This window comes from Cytobacillus oceanisediminis 2691, assembly GCF_000294775.2.
In the GTDB taxonomy this organism is placed as follows: Bacteria; Bacillota; Bacilli; order Bacillales; family Cytobacillaceae; genus Cytobacillus; species Cytobacillus pseudoceanisediminis.
On record NZ_CP015506.1, the window covers coordinates 366,769 to 385,901 of the forward strand.

Sequence of the window (19,133 nt, forward strand, 5' to 3'; positions counted from 1 at the left end):
ATGTATGGACCTTCAATTGGCAGAAAAAAAGGTGAAAGATCTGCACAACCTTTTGAATCAGTATAATTATGAATACCATGTTCTTGATCAGCCGTCTGTTCCAGATGCTGAATACGATAGACTGATGAGGGACCTCATTGAGCTTGAAGAGCAATTTCCCGAGCTGAAAACAGAAGACTCTCCAACACAGCGGGTTGGAGGGGAAATCCTTGATATGTTTGAAAAGGTGGAGCATCAGTCACAAATGCTCAGTTTGGGCAATGCCTTCAGTGAGCAGGACCTAAGAGACTTTGACCGCCGTGTCCGCCAGGGTGCAGGTGAAAATGTTTCTTATGTATGCGAATTGAAAATCGATGGGCTGGCTGTCTCCCTCCGTTATGAGGATGGGCTTTTTACTCTCGGTGCCACACGCGGGGACGGATCCATCGGTGAAAATATCACAGCAAATTTAAAGACCATTCGCTCTATCCCTCTCCGGCTGAAAGAGAGTGTCACGATGGAAGTGCGCGGTGAGGCATTCATGCCAAGGCGTTCTTTTGAAAAATTGAATAAAGCGAAAGAGGAGAATGGGGAAGAGCCTTTCGCAAACCCAAGGAATGCCGCAGCAGGTTCATTAAGGCAGCTTGATCCGCGTCTGGCGGCAAAGCGAAATCTCGATATTTTTGTCTACGGCATAGCGAATGTAGGGGATACAGGCGTTGTATCCCATAGCGAAGGTCTGGATTATCTGGATAGCCTTGGATTTAAAACGAATAAAGAACGCAAAAGATGTGAAAGCATCGAGGAAGTCATTGAATATGTACAGGGATGGACTGACAAACGTCCAAACCTGTCTTATGATATTGATGGCATCGTTATTAAAGTCGATTCACTTGAATCACAGGAGCAGCTTGGCACTACGGCAAAAAGCCCACGCTGGGCCATTGCTTATAAATTCCCTGCAGAAGAGGTTGTTACCACATTAAGGGATATTGAATTAAGCGTTGGGCGAACTGGAGTAGTTACGCCAACTGCACTTCTGGAGCCTGTCCGTGTTGCCGGAACGACTGTTCAAAGGGCGTCACTGCACAACGAAGATTTAATTCGCGAAAAAGATATTAAGATTGGCGATCAGGTCGTTGTGAAAAAAGCAGGAGATATTATCCCTGAAGTTGTAAATGTACTGGCTGACAGGAGAACGGGTGAGGAGCAGGATTTTAACATGCCGACACATTGCCCTGAGTGTGAAAGCGAACTGGTCCGCCTTGATGGTGAAGTGGCATTGCGCTGCATTAATCCAAAGTGCCCGGCCCAGATCAGGGAAGGCCTAATTCACTTTGTATCCCGCAACGCCATGAACATTGATGGCCTTGGTGAAAAGGTGATCAGCCAATTATTTGCCGAAAATCTGATTAAAGATGTGGCAGATATCTATAAATTAACGTATGAACAGCTCATCCAGCTCGAGAGGATGGGTGAAAAGTCAGTAAATAACCTCATTCAGGCAATTGAAAACTCCAAGGGCAACTCATTGGAAAAGCTTTTATTTGGGCTGGGGATCCGCCATGTTGGCGCAAAGGCAGCCAAGACGCTGGCCCAGGAGTTTGGCCATATGGAAGCACTTGAAAAAGCATCCCGGGACAATTTAACAGCTATCAATGAAATTGGTGAAAAAATGGCTGATTCCATCGTTTCCTTCTTTGATCAGGAAGAAGCCCATGAACTGATTGCGGAGCTGAAAGCAGCTGGGGTCAACATGGCTTATAATGGGCCAAAGCCTGTTTCGGCCGAAAACTCGGATAGTTTTTTTGCAGGAAAAACAGTGGTTCTGACAGGAAAGCTTGAAATAATGAGCCGGAATGAAGCAAAAGAAAAAATAGAGGCGCTAGGCGGTAAAGTATCCGGAAGCGTCAGCAAGAAAACAGATGTTGTAATCGCCGGAGAAGAGGCTGGATCCAAACTGACGAAGGCCCAGGAGCTTGGAGTAGAGATTTGGAACGAGGAGAGACTGGTTGAAGAATTAAATAAGTAAGAGGGTGTAAGCTCCGTGAAAAAACTGATGATGCTTGCTTTATCTCTAACCCTTCTGCTAGCAGGCTGTGCGCCTAATTTTAATAAGCAGGAGGAAGTTGTTCAGGAAGACAAGAACGAAAAGGATAAGGCAATCATTCCGAACTATAAAATTTCTGAAAAGTATTATCGAACACTGCTGCCTTTTGAACCAAGTGAATCCAGAGGTCTCGTGGTCAATAATGTAAACACCAAATATGATATCAATGAATTTGAGACAGGACTTATGAGAGTTGCGCAAAACACGTTTGATCCTGATAAATACTTATTCCAGGAAGGACAGTATCTAAAGAGAGGCACAGTCCAGGCTTGGCTAAACCGTAAATTCACTGATGCTCAGCTGAAGGAACGCGAAATGAAGGCAGAAGACAATATCGGCTTAAATCCAATGATCGCAGATGGCGGAGATATTGATAAAAACAATGAAAAAAGCCCGATCTACCTTGCCCATATTCTTGAACACAACTATTTGCTGAAAAATGATGATGGAAAAGTGGGGCTCGGCGGTGTTGTAATTGGCCTTGCCATGAACTCTGTCCATTATTATCAAAAGGAACAATATGGTGCCACTTTCGAAACAAAGATTGACCAAGATGTCATCGAACGGGAAGGTAAAAAGCTGGCTGAAGAAGTACTGCAGAGAGTACGGCAAATCAAAGGCCTGAAAGATGTGCCGGTAACCATTGCTTTGTTTGAACAGCAATCAAGAACTTCGGTGGTGCCAGGCAGCTTCTTTACATACGCTACGGCGGATAAAGGAAGCACTAAGCTTGGCGGATGGGAAGACGTCAACGAGAAATATGTCCTTTTCCCTTCAAACACGGCTGAAAAAAATCATCGAGATGATTTAACGGCTTTTCTTAACTTTAAACAGGATGTAGAAACCTATTTCCCAAACTTCAATGGAGTTATCGGGAAAGCCTTCTACGCTCAGGACCAATTGCAGGAAGTTAATATTGATATCCCAATCCAATTCTATGGAAAAGCAGAAGCGATTGGATTTACCCAGTATGTAACAGGGCTTGTCGTCAAACACTTCCCTGAATACATCTCAGTCCAGGTGAATATCTCATCTGTCAACGGACCGGAAGCGCTAGTAGTCCGGAAAGCAGACCAAAGCGAACCTTTTGTCCACATCTATCAATAGAACCAGGGTACCCAGAAGTGCAGAAGATGCATCTTCTGGGTTTTTTAATTTCAGGAAAGAGGGTTACGGGCATTGTGGAAAATTGGAAGCAGTTTGAGAAAATCTGGTGTCATAGAGGCTTCATGAAGACGAAAAAGGAAGTGGAACGAGGAAAATGGTCGTCATAGAGTATTCATGAAGACGAAAAAGGAAGATGCTCGAGGAAAATGGTCGTCATAAAGGCTTCATGACGACGAAAAAGGAAGAGGCTCAGGAAAATGGTAGTCATAGAGGGTTCATGACGACGAAAAAGAAAGAGGAACGAGGAAAATGGTAGTCATAGAGGGTTCATGACGACGAAAAAGAAAGAGGAACGAGGAAAATGGTCGCCATAGAGGGGTTCATGACGACGAAAAAGGAAGAGGCACGAGGAAAGTGGTCGTCATAGAAGGCAATGGCGACACAATAGAGAGATGCAAGGATAAGGGTCCCCATAAAAGTTCATAGCTGTAAAAATGATAAGAAGTAAACAAAAATGATATTCACTGCTAAAAAATAACAGCACTAAAATTTTTTATATAACAGTTTTATCCAAAACCTGCCCTAAGAATCTTCAACCCCTTATCCTTCTAAGTAAAACTGCAATTTCTCTCGATGGATGTTAATATATAACATCAGCGGAGAATGTTTGAAGATAATGTTATTTTCGTGTTAATATAGTGTTTGGATGAAAACGTTTTAAGAGAATAGCAGACCTTTCTCCAGCATGTTTTTAAAACGGGGCGGGGCGCTACTATCTGGCGTTTGATATTTGTACACACAGGAGGCGGTAAAAATGGTACAACCTTATAAGCATGAGCCATTCACGAATTTTAAAGAAGAAGAAAATCGTGAAGCATATTTAAAGGGTTTACAAACTGTAGAAAGCTATTTGGGCCAGGATTATGATCTTTTAATTGGCGGAGAGCGCATTTCTACTGAAGATAAAATTGTATCAATCAATCCTTCTAATAAAGAAGAAGTAGTTGGCCGTGTTTCAAAGGCAAACCGCGAGCTTGCGGAAAAAGCAATGCAGGCTGCTGTTGAAGCATTCAAAACATGGAGAAAAGTGAAGCCGGAAACACGCGCAGATGTTTTATTCAAAGCTGCTGCGATCATCCGCCGCCGTAAGCATGAGTTTTCTGCCCTTTTAACAAAGGAAGCAGGGAAGCCTTGGAACGAGGCAGATGCTGATACTGCGGAAGCCATTGACTTCCTTGAGTACTATGCACGCCAAATCTTAAAAATCAAAGACGGTGTTCCAGTCAACAGCCGTCCGAACGAATATAACCGTTATGACTACATTCCATTGGGAGTGGGGATCATCATCTCTCCTTGGAACTTCCCGCTTGCAATCATGGCCGGCACTACTGTTGCCGCGATCGTGGCAGGAAATACAGTCCTATTAAAACCAGCTTCTACAACACCGGTTGTGGCTGCGAAATTTGTTGAAGTGATGGAAGAGGCAGGCCTTCCGAAGGGCGTGCTGAACTTTGTACCGGGCAGCGGTGCAGAAGTGGGCGACTATTTGGTTGACCATAAAGACACTCGCTTCATCTCCTTCACGGGTTCACGCGACGTTGGTCTTCGCATCAACGAACGTGCTTCCAAGCTAAACGAAGGCCAAATCTGGCTAAAGCGTGTGATCGCTGAAATGGGTGGTAAGGACACAATCGTTGTGGACAAAGAAGCAGACCTTGAATTGGCAGCTACTTCAATCGTTGCCTCTGCTTTCGGATTCTCCGGCCAGAAGTGCTCTGCATGTTCACGTGCGGTTGTAGTAGAAGATGTATACGATCAGGTTCTTAACCGTGTGGTGGAACTGACTAACGAATTAACGCAGGGCAATCCTGAAGACCAGAGCAATTACATGGGTCCAGTGATTGATCAGGGCGCATTTGATAAAATTATGAGCTACATCGAAATCGGCAAAGAAGAAGGCAAGCTGATGACGGGCGGAGAAGGAGACAGCTCGAAAGGCTTCTTCATCAAGCCGACAGTATTCGCAGACCTTGCCCCGGATGCACGCTTAATGCAGGAAGAGATCTTTGGACCTGTCGTTGGCTTCACAAAGGCAAAAGATTTCGATCATGCGCTTGAAATCGCCAACAACACCGAGTACGGCTTAACAGGTGCTGTGATCACACAGAACCGTGAGCACATCCAAAAAGCGCGCGAAGACTTCCATGTTGGAAACTTATACTTCAACCGCGGCTGTACAGGCGCGATTGTTGGATACCAGCCATTCGGCGGATTCAACATGTCAGGAACTGACTCCAAGGCGGGCGGCCCTGACTACATTCTTCTGCATATGCAGGCGAAGACTACTTCTGAAATGTATTAATAAACCTCCGATTGGAGGCGGGAACAGCAACTTGGTTGCTGTTCCTTTTTTATTGGATATTCAGGACTTTGAAGTATATGATGAAAATAAGCCTATAGATTGGAGTGATGCGAAAATGCCAAACAAAGCTTTGATTAATATCGATTACACAAATGATTTTGTAGCGGAAGGCGGTGCTCTGACATGCGGTAAGCCTGGACAGCTGCTGGAAAAGAAGATCGCGGACCTTACAGGAGAGTTTATCGCGAGTGGGCATTTCACTGTTTTTGCCATTGATGTTCATGATGAAGGAGACATCCATCACCCAGAAACAAAATTATTTCCGCCGCATAATATCAGGAACACGGAGGGAAGAAATCTGTACGGTTTATTGCAGCAGATTTATGAAACAAACAAAGACGCTGAAAATGTTTATTTCATGGACAAAACAAGATATTCTGCATTTGCAGGAACCGATCTCGAGATAAAACTGAGGGAACGCGGTGTTGAGGAGGTGCACCTGGTCGGTGTATGCACAGACATTTGCGTGCTTCACACAGCAGTCGATGCTTATAATAAAGGGTTTAAAATAGTGATTTATAAAGATGCTGTTGCTTCATTTGATCAGGAGGGTCATCAGTGGGCATTAAGGCATTTTGCAAATACGCTTGGAGCAGAAGTAATTTAATGATTCCTGCTTTGTAATTAAGCCGGCAACACAAAATATTGATTCCCGGCTCAAGCCTGTAATTGTATGGATGAACGACAGACATACAAAAAACCCTCTCCACAAAGGAAGAGGGTTGCTGCAATTAATTTTTAAGGACAGACTTATATTGATTGTACTGCTCCTGAACTTCCTTTGAAGGTGCTTTATCCAGAAGGCTGACGATGATGATCGCTAGACCTGCAAATAGGAAGCCGGGCGCCAATTCATACAAATCAAACAGTCCGCCGGTAAGCTGTGCCCAAACAATTACTGTTACGGCACCAACAATAATGCCGGCAAGGGCGCCATTCCGTGTCATGCGCTTCCAGAACAGGCTCAGGATGATAACTGGCCCGAAGGCTGCACCAAATCCGGCCCAAGCATAACTGACAAGTTCCAACACCTTGCTTTCTGGGTTATACCCTAAGAAGATGGCAATAATGGCAATGCCCAGTACAGCAATTCTGCCAACAATCATTTCTTCCTTTTTGGAAGCATTTCTTCTGAAGATGGATTTATAAAAATCCTGCGCCAATGCACTTGAAGAAACGAGCAATTGAGAGTCAACTGTGCTCATGATTGCTGAGAGAATGGCTGCTAATAAGAATCCAGCTACCCATGGATTAAATAGTACCTGTGAAAACATGATGAATACTGTTTCAGAATTGGCAAGCGGTGCATCTGCAAAATAGGCGATGCCGGCAAACCCTACAAACAGTGCTCCAAATAACGAAAGAACCATCCACGTCATACCGATCAAGCGGGCTTTTGGAACGTCGTTTGTTGATTTTAATCCCATAAAGCGGACAAGGATATGCGGCTGTCCAAAGTAGCCAAGCCCCCATGCCAGCAGGGAAACTACGCCAACAAAAGTGGCTCCTGAAGCAACATCTAAATGTGTTGGATCTATCGCGCTGATCTGATCTAGTGTTTCATTCCAACCGCCAAGCTCCTGAATCGCTGTAATCGGAATGATAATCAAGGCTAAGAACATTAAAATGCCTTGAATAAAGTCTGTCCAGCTGGCTGCAAGGAAGCCGCCAAATAATGTGTATGACAAAATGACAGCAGCTCCGACCCAAAGAGCGAGTGTATAATCCATCCCGAATGAATTTTCTAATAGAATGGCACCGCCGACCAGGCTGGAAGAAGTATAGAAAGTGAAAAAGACTAATATGACGATTGCAGAAACTACCCGCAGCAATTTTGAAGTATCATGGAACCGGTTTTCAAAATACCCGGGAACTGTAATCGAATCGTTGGCTACTTCTGTGTAGACACGCAGTGGCTTAGCAACAAACTGCCAATTCAGATAGGCACCGGCTGCCAGACCGATAGGAAGCCATATTTCACCCATACCGCCTAAGTAAACAGCTCCAGGCAATCCCAGCATTAACCATCCGCTCATATCAGAAGCTCCGGCACTCAAGGCTGCAACTCCAGCTCCAAGCCCTCGTCCGCCTAAAACATAATCAGATAAATCTTTAGTCATTCTGGCTGCAAGCACGCCAATCAGCAGCATGCCGACCAGATAAACAATAATGGCAATTAAAGTTGGTATATTTATATCCATACTTATTTATCCTCTCCTTTCAACAAAATATGAGATGCCTGATAGTACGATCAATAATGGCATTGGAATAAGAAGCCAAAGCCACGTCGCCATAGTGAAATCCATATGTTCACCCCCATTTTTCTATTTATGTCCCCATTAAAACATACGTGGAAAAGTTACTTTTATACAGTAACATGCAGTTTTGTGTTTGTGGAAAAATCGGTTTGGGGAATGGTCCACTTTGAAAAGACGTTTATTATCATAACATAATAAAGGTTGAGGGACAAAAAACCTTGTAAGCTATAAAGATATAAATGTATAAAAATACGTTATTTCGCATTAATTTGCTGTTATATCACATATATCAACATATCTATTCATCTAAATTTATAAAATTAAGTTAGCGAAAAGAGCTATTTTATTGGATAGATTAGAGAATTAGCGGTAAATTTTGAAAATTTTTTTAAAAAGGGGTTCCCATTAAGAAATCCCTGTTATATAATACAAAACATAGATTATTAATTGTTTTATAACAACTTAGACTTATATCATAACAGCTAATAATTTAATACCTGTTGTGATACAGAAATGCAGTGCAACTGGGATTTTGCTCAAATGATGATTTTCTAAATTAAAAGGAGGATTTAATCAAATGGCAGATGAAAGAGTGCGTCAGTTACAGGAAAGCTGGGAAATGGATGAACGCTGGAATGGAGTAGAAAGACCGTATACGGCTGAGGAAGTCATTAAATTAAGAGGGTCAATTGATATTGAACATACATTAGCGCGCCGTGGTGCAGAGAAGCTGTGGAAGCTTGTGAATGAAGAAGACTTCGTCAATGCATTAGGGGCGTTAACGGGAAACCAGGCTGTCCAGCAGGTTAAGGCTGGGCTGAAGGCCATATACTTAAGCGGCTGGCAGGTTGCTGCAGATGCGAATCTGTCCGGAAATATGTACCCGGACCAAAGTCTATATCCGGCGAACAGTGTTCCGAGTGTTGTAAAACGAATTAATCAGGCCCTTCAGCGAGCTGACCAGATTCATCATATGGAAGGCGATCATTCCATTGACTGGTTCGCTCCGATTGTAGCAGATGCGGAAGCAGGATTCGGCGGCCAGCTTAATGTATTTGAACTTATGAAAGGCATGATTGAATCGGGTGCCGGCGGAGTACACTTTGAGGACCAGCTATCTTCTGAGAAGAAATGCGGCCACCTTGGCGGAAAGGTTTTGCTGCCTACCCAGACTGCTGTTAAGAATTTAATTTCTGCAAGATTGGCAGCGGATGTTATGGGCGTGCCGACTGTCATTGTCGCACGGACTGATGCCAACGCTGCAGACTTAATAACCAGCGATGTGGACCCTTATGATTCACCTTTCATTACTGGGGAACGCACACCTGAAGGTTTCTTCCGTACAAAGGCAGGTCTTGACCAAGCGATCGCTCGGGGATTGGCGTATGCTCCTTATGCAGACCTGGTATGGTGTGAAACCTCAGAACCGGATCTTGATGAAGCGAGACGCTTTGCTGAAGCAATCCATGAAAAATTCCCTGGCAAGCTGTTAGCGTATAATTGCTCTCCTTCATTCAATTGGAAGAAAAAGCTCGATGACGAAACGATTGCAAAATTCCAGGTTGAGCTCGGCAAAATGGGCTATAAGTTCCAGTTTGTTACTTTGGCAGGATTCCATGCGCTAAACCATAGCATGTTTGAACTGGCTCGCGGCTATAAAGACCGCGGAATGGCAGCGTACTCTGAACTGCAGCAGGCCGAGTTTGCCAGCGAAACACATGGCTACACGGCGACAAGACATCAGCGTGAAGTGGGTACCGGCTATTTTGACCAGGTTTCCATGGTCATTACTGGAGGAACATCCTCGACAACAGCTTTGAAGGGATCCACTGAGGAAGAACAGTTTACTGAAAAGCAGGAAGCTTAAATTCTACCCGTATGTAACTTGATTTCTTACCTGTATATTCTCCTATTTTGAACCTCTCTTCCTGGAAGGGGGGTATTTTTTTGCTTAAGGGGCAAGCACAGTACATGCTGCAAAAACATACATATTATATAGGCGAAATTTGAAATAGGACGTAATACTGAATACAATGGAAGCATTGAGGTCATATAAGGATGGAGGATGTACAATTGGCTGAAAATATAGATGATTATCTTCAACAGGGGATTCATGGACAAAAACAGACCAAGCCTGATGAGCGCCGCAAGTTTCTTGGCTCGCTTCGGGAGAGGGTGGTCATTGCCTTGAAGCAGCCGCAGATAAGGGAAGATGGAATCTATCCGCAGGTGGAAGAGGCCCTTAAAGCCAACAGCAAGGCTCATCTTTATCTAAATGGGAATATGAGCTACTCCTATTTATCAAAATATATAAAGCTTGCCTCAACCTATAAGGTCGAATATACAATCGTCACCAATAAAGATCATAATTCAGAGATCGGGCTGGTTCTAGCCTATGACTATGCGATTGATAAACCGGAAATTTTCGTGGAGAGGAAAACGGTCAAAGCAGAAGCAAAAAAAGAAAAAAAGGGCGGCCTATTTGCCAAACTATTCAAGCGGAAATGAGCAGCGTCTTCAGCGCTGCTCTATTTTGAGAGGAAAGCACCACAATACCGGCCGAAATGGGGATTTTACCGGTCAAGTTTTATAAAATACCGGCTGAAATGGGGATTTTACCGGTCAAGTTTTATAAAATACCGGCCGAAATGGGGATTTTACCGGTCAAATTTTTGTAAAATATCGGCCGAAATACGGGATTTACCGGCCAAAATTCAGCACTTACCGGCCCATTCGAGGTGTTCCGCTATCTATTCAAAGGCCCTTCAGGTACAGATGGGGATCCAAATCAGGACCTTCAATCACAATTGCAGTCATGCCAAGGTAAGAGCCTGATTCATGTTCCTCACCTTCAGACCAATAAACAGCGGTTCCTTTTTGGACTGCAATTTGCTCACCGCCAGCAGTTTTAACCCATCCTTCGCCGTCAACGATGAGAAATAGCTGGGGACAAGCTGCCGGATGCATGCCTAAAACACTATTATCCTTCAGGTGGATACACCCAACTGTAGCTGTTTTGTTCCGGATAATCGGGGTGATGCTGGCATTGTGGCTGCTGAATTGGGCAATTTCCCTGCTGACATCCAAATCAAATCGGAAAAATTCCATAATCGCACCTCCTGTATTTATTACCGCAACCCCCATTTATTCGGTTTCGCTTTTCATTTATCCTCTAAAAAGAGAAGCAAACACACAATTCACTGAACTCATGGTAAAATAAGCAGAAGATTGCTAAGCCAGCTGGCGTGCGCGTATTGCTTTAACGCGCGAAAGTTTGGTATGATCATAATAATTGTGCATTGACAGTATTCAATTTTTGGAGGTGGCATTAATGTCGAGAATTTCAATAGATCAGGTTAAGCATGTTGCACACCTGGCGCGACTTGCAATGACTGAGGAAGAAGCTGTTGCATACACCGAACAGCTGGACAAGATGATTTCATTTGCCGAACTGCTGAATGAGCTTGATACAGACCATGTTGAACCAACATCCCATGTTCTTGATATGAAGAATGTATTGAGAGAAGATAAGGCAAATAAGGGGCTTCCACAGGAAGAAGTTCTGAAAAATGCGCCGGAACATCAGGATGGCTATATAAAAGTGCCGTCTATTATTGAATAGGGAGGGGAAAATGGTGAGTTTATTTGACCATAAGGTATCGGAACTTCATCAGCTTTTACATAAGAAAGAAATCACGGTTACCGACCTTGTCAGCGAATCGTACAAGCGAATCGGTGAAGTTGAAGATAAAGTACAGGCTTTCTTGACGCTTGATGAAGAAAAAGCCCGTGAAGCAGCTAAAAGAATGGATGGGAAAATTGGAACAGACGAGGCAAAAGGCCTTTTGTTCGGTATGCCAATCGGCGTGAAGGATAACATCGTAACGAAGGGGCTGCGCACCACCAGTGCGAGTAAAATCCTTGAAAACTTTGATCCGATTTATGATGCGACTGCTGCATCCAAATTACATAATGCTGAAACCATTACAATCGGTAAACTGAATATGGATGAATTTGCAATGGGATCATCCAATGAAAACTCAGGCTTTCAAGTAACCCGAAACCCATGGAATCTAGAAAGAGTTCCCGGAGGATCTTCCGGTGGTTCTGCTGCTTCTGTTGCAGCCGGTGAAGTTTTATTTTCTCTTGGATCAGACACAGGCGGCTCAATCAGACAGCCTGCTTCTTATTGCGGAGTTGTTGGGTTAAAGCCTACATATGGAAGAGTATCAAGATTCGGACTGATCGCGTTTGCCTCATCTCTGGACCAAATCGGGCCAATTACACGGACCGTTGAAGATAACGCATATCTGCTTCAGGCAATTTCAGGTGTGGATCCTATGGATTCTACTTCAGCAAATGTTGAGGTCCCAAGCTATGCGGAAAGCTTGACTGGGGATGTAAAGGGGCTGAGAATTGCCGTACCGAAAGAGTATTTGGCTGAAGGTGTGAATGAAGAGGTGCGCCAGTCAGTACTGGACGCCCTGAAAGTGTTAGAAAAACTTGGGGCAACATGGGAGGAAGTTTCCCTGCCGCATTCGAAATATGCACTGGCAACGTATTATCTGCTGTCCTCCTCTGAGGCATCGGCAAACCTGGCACGCTTTGATGGCGTACGCTATGGCTATAGAACAGCAGATCCTGAGAATTTAATCGATTTATACAAAAAGACCCGTGCAGAAGGCTTTGGTGATGAAGTGAAACGCCGCATCATGCTTGGCACATTCGCCTTAAGTTCAGGCTATTATGATGCTTACTATAAAAAGGCACAAAAGGTGCGTACACTGATTAAACAAGACTTTGAAAATGTTTTTGAAAAATATGATGTCATTATTGGACCGACAGCACCAACTCCTGCCTTTAAGATTGGTGAAAATACATCTGATCCGCTGACAATGTACGCAAATGATATTCTGACAATTCCAGTAAACCTTGCCGGCGTACCTGGAATCAGCGTACCTTGCGGATTCGCGGATGGATTGCCGCTTGGCCTTCAGATTATCGGAAAGCATTTTGATGAAAGCACTGTTTACCGCGTAGCGCATGCTTTTGAGCAGGCTACAGAATTCCATAAGCAAAAACCGGGACTGTAAGGGGGGGGAACTTCATGAAATACGAAACGGTTATTGGACTTGAAGTACACGTTGAGCTAAAAACAGATTCAAAAATATTCTCGGCAAGCCCAAACCATTTTGGGGCAGAGCCTAACTCCAACACAACGGTCGTCGATCTTGGCTACCCTGGAGTGCTTCCTGTCATTAATAAAAAGGCAGTTGAATTCGGAATGAAAGCTGCGATGGCACTGAATTGTGAAATTGCACCTGTCACCAAATTTGACCGGAAGAATTATTTTTACCCGGATAACCCAAAAGCCTACCAGATTTCGCAATTCGATAAGCCAATTGGAGAGCATGGCTGGATTGAGATCGAAGTCGACGGCTATAAGAAAAAAATCGGCATTACGCGAATCCATCTTGAAGAAGATGCAGGAAAACTCTCTCATGCTAAAGGATATTCTCTTGTAGACTATAACCGCCAGGGTACCCCGCTGATTGAGATTGTGTCTGAGCCGGATATCCGCACGCCAAATGAAGCATACGCATATCTCGAGAAGTTAAAGTCCATCATCCAGTATACAGGCGTTTCTGACTGTAAAATGGAGGAGGGTTCACTTCGCTGTGATGCGAATATCTCCCTTCGTCCTGTGGGCCAGGAGGAATTTGGCACAAAGACAGAGCTTAAGAACCTGAACTCCTTTAACTTTGTCCGCAAAGGACTGGAGTATGAGGAGAAACGACAGGAAGAGATTTTAAGTTCAGGCGGTACAATCCAGCAGGAAACATTGCGCTATGATGAAGCAACCAATACAACCATTCTAATGAGGGTAAAAGAGGGTTCGGATGATTATCGTTATTTCCCTGAGCCTGATTTGCTTGATATCCATATTGATGAAGAGTGGAAAGAGCGCATTCGTGCTGAGATCCCTGAGCTTCCGGACCAAAGAAAGAACCGCTATATTGAAGAACTTGGGCTTCCTGCTTATGATGCAGCTGTCCTGACAGTCACGAAAGAAACATCCGATTTCTTTGAAGCGGCTGTCCAAGCAGGAGCTGACGCAAAGCAGGCTTCCAACTGGGTGATGGGTGAACTGTCAGCATACCTGAATGCTGAACAAAAAGAGCTGACAGATATAGCTCTGACACCAGAGGGACTTGCCGGCATGATTAAACTGATAGAAAATGGCACCATCTCTTCCAAAATTGCCAAAACCGTTTTCAAAGAACTGGTTGAAAATGGCGGAGATCCGGAAACAATCGTAAAAGAAAAAGGCCTGGTTCAGATTTCGGACGAAGGTGCACTTCTTAAGATTATCGGAGAAACGCTTGATGCGAATCCGCAATCGATTGAGGATTTCAAAAATGGAAAACAAAAAGCGATCGGCTTCCTTGTCGGCCAAATCATGAAAGCCACAAAAGGACAGGCCAACCCGCCGCTTGTCAACAAATTATTGCAGCAGGAAATTCAGAAAAGATAGCTATTTATCGGGGTATGAAATCATTCGGTTTCATGCCCCTTTTTTGTTTGAAGAAAACGGTCTTTCGACAAATACCCCTATTATTTCCCAGGAAAAGCTATATTTTACATGTCCTTCAGCGTTATAATTACAGATATGAAATCTAAAAAAACCAGGTGATTAGAAATGGCCATTTTAAAAATAACAAATTTAGAAGAGCATGATGAGCATACAGTTGTATTTCCTCCATTTAGTCTGGAGATCTCTGCGGGCGAGGCCGCAGCAGTTCATACAAATACAAATGTAAGGAACGTATTATTGAGTATGTTCATGGGGACAATGCCGATTTCCAATGGAGAAATAAGGGTTAATGAAATTAGTGCGGCGATAGACAAACGCAAATTCTTGACGGGCATTGGAATCTTCTCTTTAAATGACGGGCTATATGAAAGATTAACGGCGAAGGAAAACTTCTCTTTTTATAAGAACCTATATGGATCGGAAATATCAATAGAAGAAGGGCTGCGTGCTGTTCAGCTGGATGCAGAGCGAAATCAGCAGGTTAGAAAGTTATCCTATTCACAAAAAAGACGAGTCCATTTTGGCCGTATGCTTTTTCAGAACCCTGCATTGTTTATTTTTGAAGAGCCAGACCAAAATATTGATTTGGAAACAAAGCGTGTCTTCATAAAATTGATAAGGAAACTTAATCAAAATGGGAAAGGTGTTTTAATACTAACTGGTAATTTGGAGAGTGCGCTTGCAGTGACCAACAAGGTTTATAGGCTTGGTGAAACCGGTCTGCTGGAGCTTGACGTTTTACAGGATGAACCGGATACAGCGGCGCAGGAACAGCATGCCGGTCTGCTGAGTGAAGAAACGCCAGCGGTACAGCCTGTTCGCTTCGAAAAAGTCCCTACAAAAGTGAACGATAAAATCGTATTATTCGACCCGCCTGAAATTGATTACATTGAAAGCAGCGATGGCCAATCCAATATTTTTATTAAAGGTGAAGTGTATCCAAGTGTATTTACTCTGGCAGAGCTGGAAAGAAAACTGCACCCCTATGGCTTCTTCAGATGCCACCGCTCTTATATTGTTAATCTGCAGAAGGTCCGGGAGGTCGTGACGTGGACAAGGAATAGTTTTACACTGGTGCTCAATGATGCTTCTAAATCATCAATCCCTTTATCAAAAGGGAAAATGGCGGAGTTAAAAGAAATGCTGGGGTTAAAATAAGCTCCATTCCACTTCTGTATTGCTCCATTCAGCCTCTGTAGTGCTCTTTTTATCTGGAATATAATGTGGGGGTTTTCTTTATGAATTAAGATGAATGCATAAGAAAACAAACCGCATGGAGGATGAAAATGGAGAATATCATTGAAGTCAAATCATTGGCCAAATACTTTTCAGATCAGCCAGCACTGGAAAATGTATCATTTAATGTAAAAAAGGGAGAGACTTTCGGGTTTTTAGGGCCAAGCGGATCCGGCAAAACAACTACCATAAAAATTCTAACCGCTCAATTAGCCCAGACAGATGGGGAGGCTTTAGTATTTGGGGTAAATGCTTCCAATCTGAAGAAAGAAGAATACCGTAAGAAAATCGGAATCCTGACTGATAATAGCGGTTTATATAGCCGTTTAACAATTTATGATAATTTAAAGCTGTACTGTGATCTTTATGATGTACCGGATAAGAGGATTGATGAAGTTCTGGGCATGGTCAATTTAATAGATGATAAGAAGAAGGCTGTTTCTAAACTATCAAAAGGGATGACTCAGCGTGTGACACTGGCACGGGCATTCTTGCATCAGCCTGAGCTGCTGTTTCTTGATGAACCGACTTCAGCACTTGATCCAGTAAATACAAAACATATTTATAAAGGCTTAAAAGACTTAAAAGAAAAAGGAACCACGATCTTTTTGACCACACACGATATGAATGAGGCTGAAACGCTATGTGACCGCGTTGCGTTCTTAAATAATGGGGCTATTCAATTGCTGGATTCACCTAAAGCGCTTCGCCGAAAATTTGCCGATCATACATTGACTGTTGAGCTGACCGATGGGAGCAAAGTAATTGTCGATAAAGGACCGGGCGGAGCACAAACTGTGTATGATTACATGTCTGGAAATAAAATTGTTTCCATCTATTCGAACGAACCGACTTTAGGGGATATTTTTGTAGAAGTAACAGGGAGGAAATTAGCATGACTTTTTCAATGAAACGATCTATGGCCATCTTATATAAGGATTATAAAGATGTTTCGAAAAATTTATATGTTTCTACTACCGTCTTCCTGCCCCTTGTTATGGCCGCGATTTATGGACGCATGGGTATTGAGGCAATCGATGCACATTATATGGTCATCAATATGATTTTTAGTTTAGTAGCAGCTTATGTGCAGTGCTCACTAATTGCAGAGGAAAAAGAAAAAAATACATTAAGGGGACTTATGCTGTCTCCTGCAAGTACCCTGGAGATATTATTCGGGAAAAGTTTATTGAGCTTTATTAGCACTATTGCCGTTATCATTATAGCTGCATTTTTAACTGGTTATAATCCTGATAATGTAATAATAGTTGGTATGGCTATTATTCTGTCTGCTATCTTTTATATTGGAATTGGCACATTGCTTGGATTGTTGACAAAATCCGTAATGGAAGCATCGGTTGTTATTTTGCCCATTATGATGATTTTTTCCTTTGGCTCGTTCTTGACCCCTTTTATAGAAAAATATCCAGTTTTAATATTTATTGAGTACTTGCCAAATCTGCAGCTCATTGACTTGGCTAATCAGATTGAAGCGGGGGCTGGCCTATCGGATGTATGGTCCCATCTGGCGGCAATAATTATATGGACTGCTGCTGTGTTTGCTCTAGTGGTCGCCGTATACAAAAAACGAATGATGGATTGATGACAAGGCCGGCCGCTTTTCGCCGGCCTTCGTTTTTTGCCGACAGCCTCTTTGTCTAATTTCCCAGGAAAAGATGTTTTTCTGCAAAATTAGACAGCAGTAATCAGAAGGAATGCTGGGGAGCCATACAGAATTAGTAATTAGTCATTTAGAAAAAAGGAGTGTTGATTAATGGAATTACTGGATTGGTTCCAAAAAGGGCTGAGTCTGCATGAATACATAGGGGGAATGAAAGTAAATAAAGATGAAATGATGGGCATTTACGATCGTTTCTCTTTATCAGATAAAGAGAAAGCAAGATTGGCAGAATTTAAGGACACTGGCATGAAAGTGATTGTACTCACTGAAGATTGGTGCGGAGATGCGATGCTGAATAATCCGATTCTGCTGAAAATCGCAGAGGAAGCAGGGATGGAAGTCCGTTTTATTTTAAGGGATCAGAATCTTGAGCTGATGGATCAATATTTGACTAACGGAACATCCAGAGCAATACCCATTTATATTTTTATAGATGAGGCGGGGAAGGAAAAAGCTGTTTGGGGACCTCGTGCCAAACAGGTTCAGGAAATGGTTGATGATGGAAGAAGTAAGCTCCCCGCACAGAATGCGGAAGACTTTAAGGACAAACAAATGAGCATGTACAGGAGACTAACTGCTTCCTATCAGGAGGATTCTAAGATCTGGCAATTTGTTGCTGATAGTATAGTAGATGCTATTGTTTCGGGGAAATAAAGGCGGAAGGATGTTTTAAATGGGCTGGAACCAGAATTCCATAACAGCGATGCTGGATATAAAATACCCTATTTTCCAGGCTCCTATGGCTGGAGGGATGACAACGCCGCAATTAATCAGCGGGGTATCCAATAGTGGAGGACTTGGAAATATGGGCGCAGGCTATATGAGTTCAGATGAAATAAGGAACGATATAAAACGGATTCGGAATCTGACAGATAAGCCATTTGGCGTTAATCTCTTTGTTCCGGATAGTGAGGCTTCGGCGGATGCAGAGGAAATCAGCAGCATGGAGGATGTACTCGCCGGATACAGCAGTGAGCTTGGTATGAAGGAAAAACCTTCTCTGCCAGAAAAGAATTATGCTGATTTATACAGAAAACAGCTTGATGTTTTGATGGAGGAACAGGTGCCTGTTTGCAGCTTTACATTTGGCATTCCTGAATCTGCCATTATTTCTGAATTAAAGAAACAGGGTACGATTATTATTGGAACCGCAACCAATGTAAAAGAAGCAGTGGAATGGGAAGAGGCTGGCGCAGATGTGATTATTGCTCAGGGGGTTGAAGCCGGGGGGCACCGTGGAACTTTCGGCAGCGAAGAAAGCGGGCTTATTGGTTCCATGGCTCTAATACCACAGGTAGCAGATGCGGTCAGTTGTCCCGTGGCTGCTGCAGGGGGAATAATGGATTCCCGCGGCATTGCTGCTGCTATGATGCTTGGCGCAGCAGGGGTCCAGCTGGGAACTGCTTTTCTTACATGCAGGGAAAGCGGAGCTCACTCACTGTACAAACATGCACTATTAAATGCAAGGGAAGATCAGACAGCTGTGACGAAAGCATTTTCCGGAAAGCTTGCAAGAGGAATTCGCAACAGGTTCATGGAAGAGATGAAAGGTCTGCAGACATTGCCTTATCCATTACAGAATGATATGACAGCCCCTATCCGAAAACAGGCAGCCAAGCTGGAGCAGCCGGAGTTTATGTCATTATGGGCCGGACAGGGAGTGACACTGGCTGAAGAAGTAACAGTGAAGGAACTAATGATAAAACTTGTTATGGGGACAGAAACTTTATTGGATAAGTAAAAAG

General features: G+C 43.4%; 16 protein-coding genes. 14 read left to right on the plus strand and 2 right to left on the minus strand.

Annotated features, from left to right (window positions below):
* Nucleotides 1-4: 4 nt before the first annotated feature.
* From ligA to A361_RS01955, 4 genes are all read left to right on the plus strand, one after another.
* Nucleotides 5-2,011, plus strand: coding sequence for an NAD-dependent DNA ligase LigA (gene ligA / locus A361_RS01940; RefSeq protein ID WP_019382928.1), 2,007 nt, complete (start codon nucleotides 5-7; stop codon nucleotides 2,009-2,011).
* 15 nt (nucleotides 2,012-2,026) lie between these two features.
* Nucleotides 2,027-3,196 carry a CamS family sex pheromone protein gene (locus A361_RS01945; protein WP_019382927.1) on the plus strand — a complete coding sequence of 390 codons (1,170 nt, stop codon included), beginning with the start codon at nucleotides 2,027-2,029 and terminating at the stop codon, nucleotides 3,194-3,196.
* Between the two features lie 814 nt (nucleotides 3,197-4,010).
* The gene (gene pruA, locus A361_RS01950; RefSeq protein ID WP_064328209.1) at nucleotides 4,011-5,558 is read left to right on the plus strand and encodes an L-glutamate gamma-semialdehyde dehydrogenase; all 1,548 of its coding nucleotides are present in this window, start codon (nucleotides 4,011-4,013) and stop codon (nucleotides 5,556-5,558) included.
* A 115-nt stretch (nucleotides 5,559-5,673) separates the two neighbouring features.
* Nucleotides 5,674-6,225, plus strand: a complete 552-nt coding sequence (locus A361_RS01955) for a cysteine hydrolase family protein (protein WP_026041579.1) — start codon at nucleotides 5,674-5,676, stop codon at nucleotides 6,223-6,225.
* A gap of 124 nt (nucleotides 6,226-6,349) precedes the next feature.
* Here A361_RS01955 and putP read toward each other — a convergent pair whose 3' ends face one another.
* Entirely contained in the window at nucleotides 6,350-7,819 is a 1,470-nt protein-coding gene (gene putP, locus A361_RS01960) for a sodium/proline symporter PutP (RefSeq protein ID WP_009335966.1), read from the minus strand.
* Between the two features lie 634 nt (nucleotides 7,820-8,453).
* Here putP and aceA point away from each other — a divergent pair.
* On the plus strand, nucleotides 8,454-9,743 hold the full coding sequence (gene aceA, locus A361_RS01965) for an isocitrate lyase (protein WP_019380121.1): 1,290 nt from the start codon (nucleotides 8,454-8,456) through the stop codon (nucleotides 9,741-9,743).
* Nucleotides 9,744-9,949: 206 nt separating this feature from the next.
* Nucleotides 9,950-10,384, plus strand: coding sequence for a YueI family protein (locus A361_RS01970; RefSeq protein ID WP_009335964.1), 435 nt, complete (start codon nucleotides 9,950-9,952; stop codon nucleotides 10,382-10,384).
* A gap of 246 nt (nucleotides 10,385-10,630) precedes the next feature.
* Here A361_RS01970 and A361_RS01975 read toward each other — a convergent pair whose 3' ends face one another.
* Nucleotides 10,631-10,984, minus strand: a complete 354-nt coding sequence (locus A361_RS01975; RefSeq protein ID WP_019380120.1) for a hypothetical protein — start codon at nucleotides 10,982-10,984, stop codon at nucleotides 10,631-10,633.
* A gap of 223 nt (nucleotides 10,985-11,207) precedes the next feature.
* Between A361_RS01975 and gatC the strand changes: the two genes are divergently transcribed.
* The 8 genes from gatC (at nucleotide 11,208) to A361_RS02015 (ending at nucleotide 19,129) form a co-directional block, all read left to right on the plus strand.
* On the plus strand, nucleotides 11,208-11,498 hold the full coding sequence (gene gatC, locus A361_RS01980; protein WP_009335962.1) for an Asp-tRNA(Asn)/Glu-tRNA(Gln) amidotransferase subunit GatC: 291 nt from the start codon (nucleotides 11,208-11,210) through the stop codon (nucleotides 11,496-11,498).
* Between the two features lie 13 nt (nucleotides 11,499-11,511).
* Nucleotides 11,512-12,969, plus strand: coding sequence for an Asp-tRNA(Asn)/Glu-tRNA(Gln) amidotransferase subunit GatA (gatA, locus tag A361_RS01985; RefSeq protein WP_026041578.1), 1,458 nt, complete (start codon nucleotides 11,512-11,514; stop codon nucleotides 12,967-12,969).
* Nucleotides 12,970-12,983: 14 nt separating this feature from the next.
* Complete coding sequence (gene gatB / locus A361_RS01990; protein ID WP_009335960.1) at nucleotides 12,984-14,411, plus strand: Asp-tRNA(Asn)/Glu-tRNA(Gln) amidotransferase subunit GatB; 1,428 nt, start codon at nucleotides 12,984-12,986, stop codon at nucleotides 14,409-14,411.
* A gap of 165 nt (nucleotides 14,412-14,576) precedes the next feature.
* Nucleotides 14,577-15,629: a LytTR family transcriptional regulator DNA-binding domain-containing protein gene (locus A361_RS01995; protein WP_019380118.1), complete on the plus strand. Its 1,053-nt coding sequence runs from the start codon at nucleotides 14,577-14,579 to the stop codon at nucleotides 15,627-15,629.
* 128 nt (nucleotides 15,630-15,757) lie between these two features.
* Nucleotides 15,758-16,606 (plus strand): ABC transporter ATP-binding protein, encoded by an 849-nt coding sequence (locus A361_RS02000; RefSeq protein WP_009335958.1) that lies wholly within the window; start codon nucleotides 15,758-15,760, stop codon nucleotides 16,604-16,606.
* Nucleotides 16,603-17,310 (plus strand): ABC transporter permease, encoded by a 708-nt coding sequence (locus tag A361_RS02005; RefSeq protein WP_019380117.1) that lies wholly within the window; start codon nucleotides 16,603-16,605, stop codon nucleotides 17,308-17,310. The genes A361_RS02000 and A361_RS02005 overlap by 4 nt, the downstream gene beginning before the upstream one ends.
* Nucleotides 17,311-17,481: 171 nt before the next feature.
* Nucleotides 17,482-18,042 (plus strand): thioredoxin family protein, encoded by a 561-nt coding sequence (locus A361_RS02010; protein WP_019380116.1) that lies wholly within the window; start codon nucleotides 17,482-17,484, stop codon nucleotides 18,040-18,042.
* Between the two features lie 19 nt (nucleotides 18,043-18,061).
* Complete coding sequence (locus A361_RS02015; RefSeq protein ID WP_019380115.1) at nucleotides 18,062-19,129, plus strand: NAD(P)H-dependent flavin oxidoreductase; 1,068 nt, start codon at nucleotides 18,062-18,064, stop codon at nucleotides 19,127-19,129.
* Nucleotides 19,130-19,133 lie beyond the last annotated feature (4 nt).

What these genes read in the sequence shown, in the direction of transcription:
- ligA (WP_019382928.1), top strand. Translation starts at nt 5, where the DNA reads ATGGACCTTCAATTGGCAGAAAAAAAGGTGAAAGATCTGCACAACCTT.
- pruA (WP_064328209.1), top strand. Translation starts at nt 4,011, where the DNA reads ATGGTACAACCTTATAAGCATGAGCCATTCACGAATTTTAAAGAAGAA.
- A361_RS01955 (WP_026041579.1), top strand. Translation starts at nt 5,674, where the DNA reads ATGCCAAACAAAGCTTTGATTAATATCGATTACACAAATGATTTTGTA.
- putP (WP_009335966.1), bottom strand. Translation starts at nt 7,819, where the DNA reads ATGGATATAAATATACCAACTTTAATTGCCATTATTGTTTATCTGGTC.
- aceA (WP_019380121.1), top strand. Translation starts at nt 8,454, where the DNA reads ATGGCAGATGAAAGAGTGCGTCAGTTACAGGAAAGCTGGGAAATGGAT.
- A361_RS01975 (WP_019380120.1), bottom strand. Translation starts at nt 10,984, where the DNA reads ATGGAATTTTTCCGATTTGATTTGGATGTCAGCAGGGAAATTGCCCAA.
- gatC (WP_009335962.1), top strand. Translation starts at nt 11,208, where the DNA reads ATGTCGAGAATTTCAATAGATCAGGTTAAGCATGTTGCACACCTGGCG.
- gatB (WP_009335960.1), top strand. Translation starts at nt 12,984, where the DNA reads ATGAAATACGAAACGGTTATTGGACTTGAAGTACACGTTGAGCTAAAA.
- A361_RS01995 (WP_019380118.1), top strand. Translation starts at nt 14,577, where the DNA reads ATGGCCATTTTAAAAATAACAAATTTAGAAGAGCATGATGAGCATACA.
- A361_RS02000 (WP_009335958.1), top strand. Translation starts at nt 15,758, where the DNA reads ATGGAGAATATCATTGAAGTCAAATCATTGGCCAAATACTTTTCAGAT.
- A361_RS02005 (WP_019380117.1), top strand. Translation starts at nt 16,603, where the DNA reads ATGACTTTTTCAATGAAACGATCTATGGCCATCTTATATAAGGATTAT.
- A361_RS02010 (WP_019380116.1), top strand. Translation starts at nt 17,482, where the DNA reads ATGGAATTACTGGATTGGTTCCAAAAAGGGCTGAGTCTGCATGAATAC.
- A361_RS02015 (WP_019380115.1), top strand. Translation starts at nt 18,062, where the DNA reads ATGGGCTGGAACCAGAATTCCATAACAGCGATGCTGGATATAAAATAC.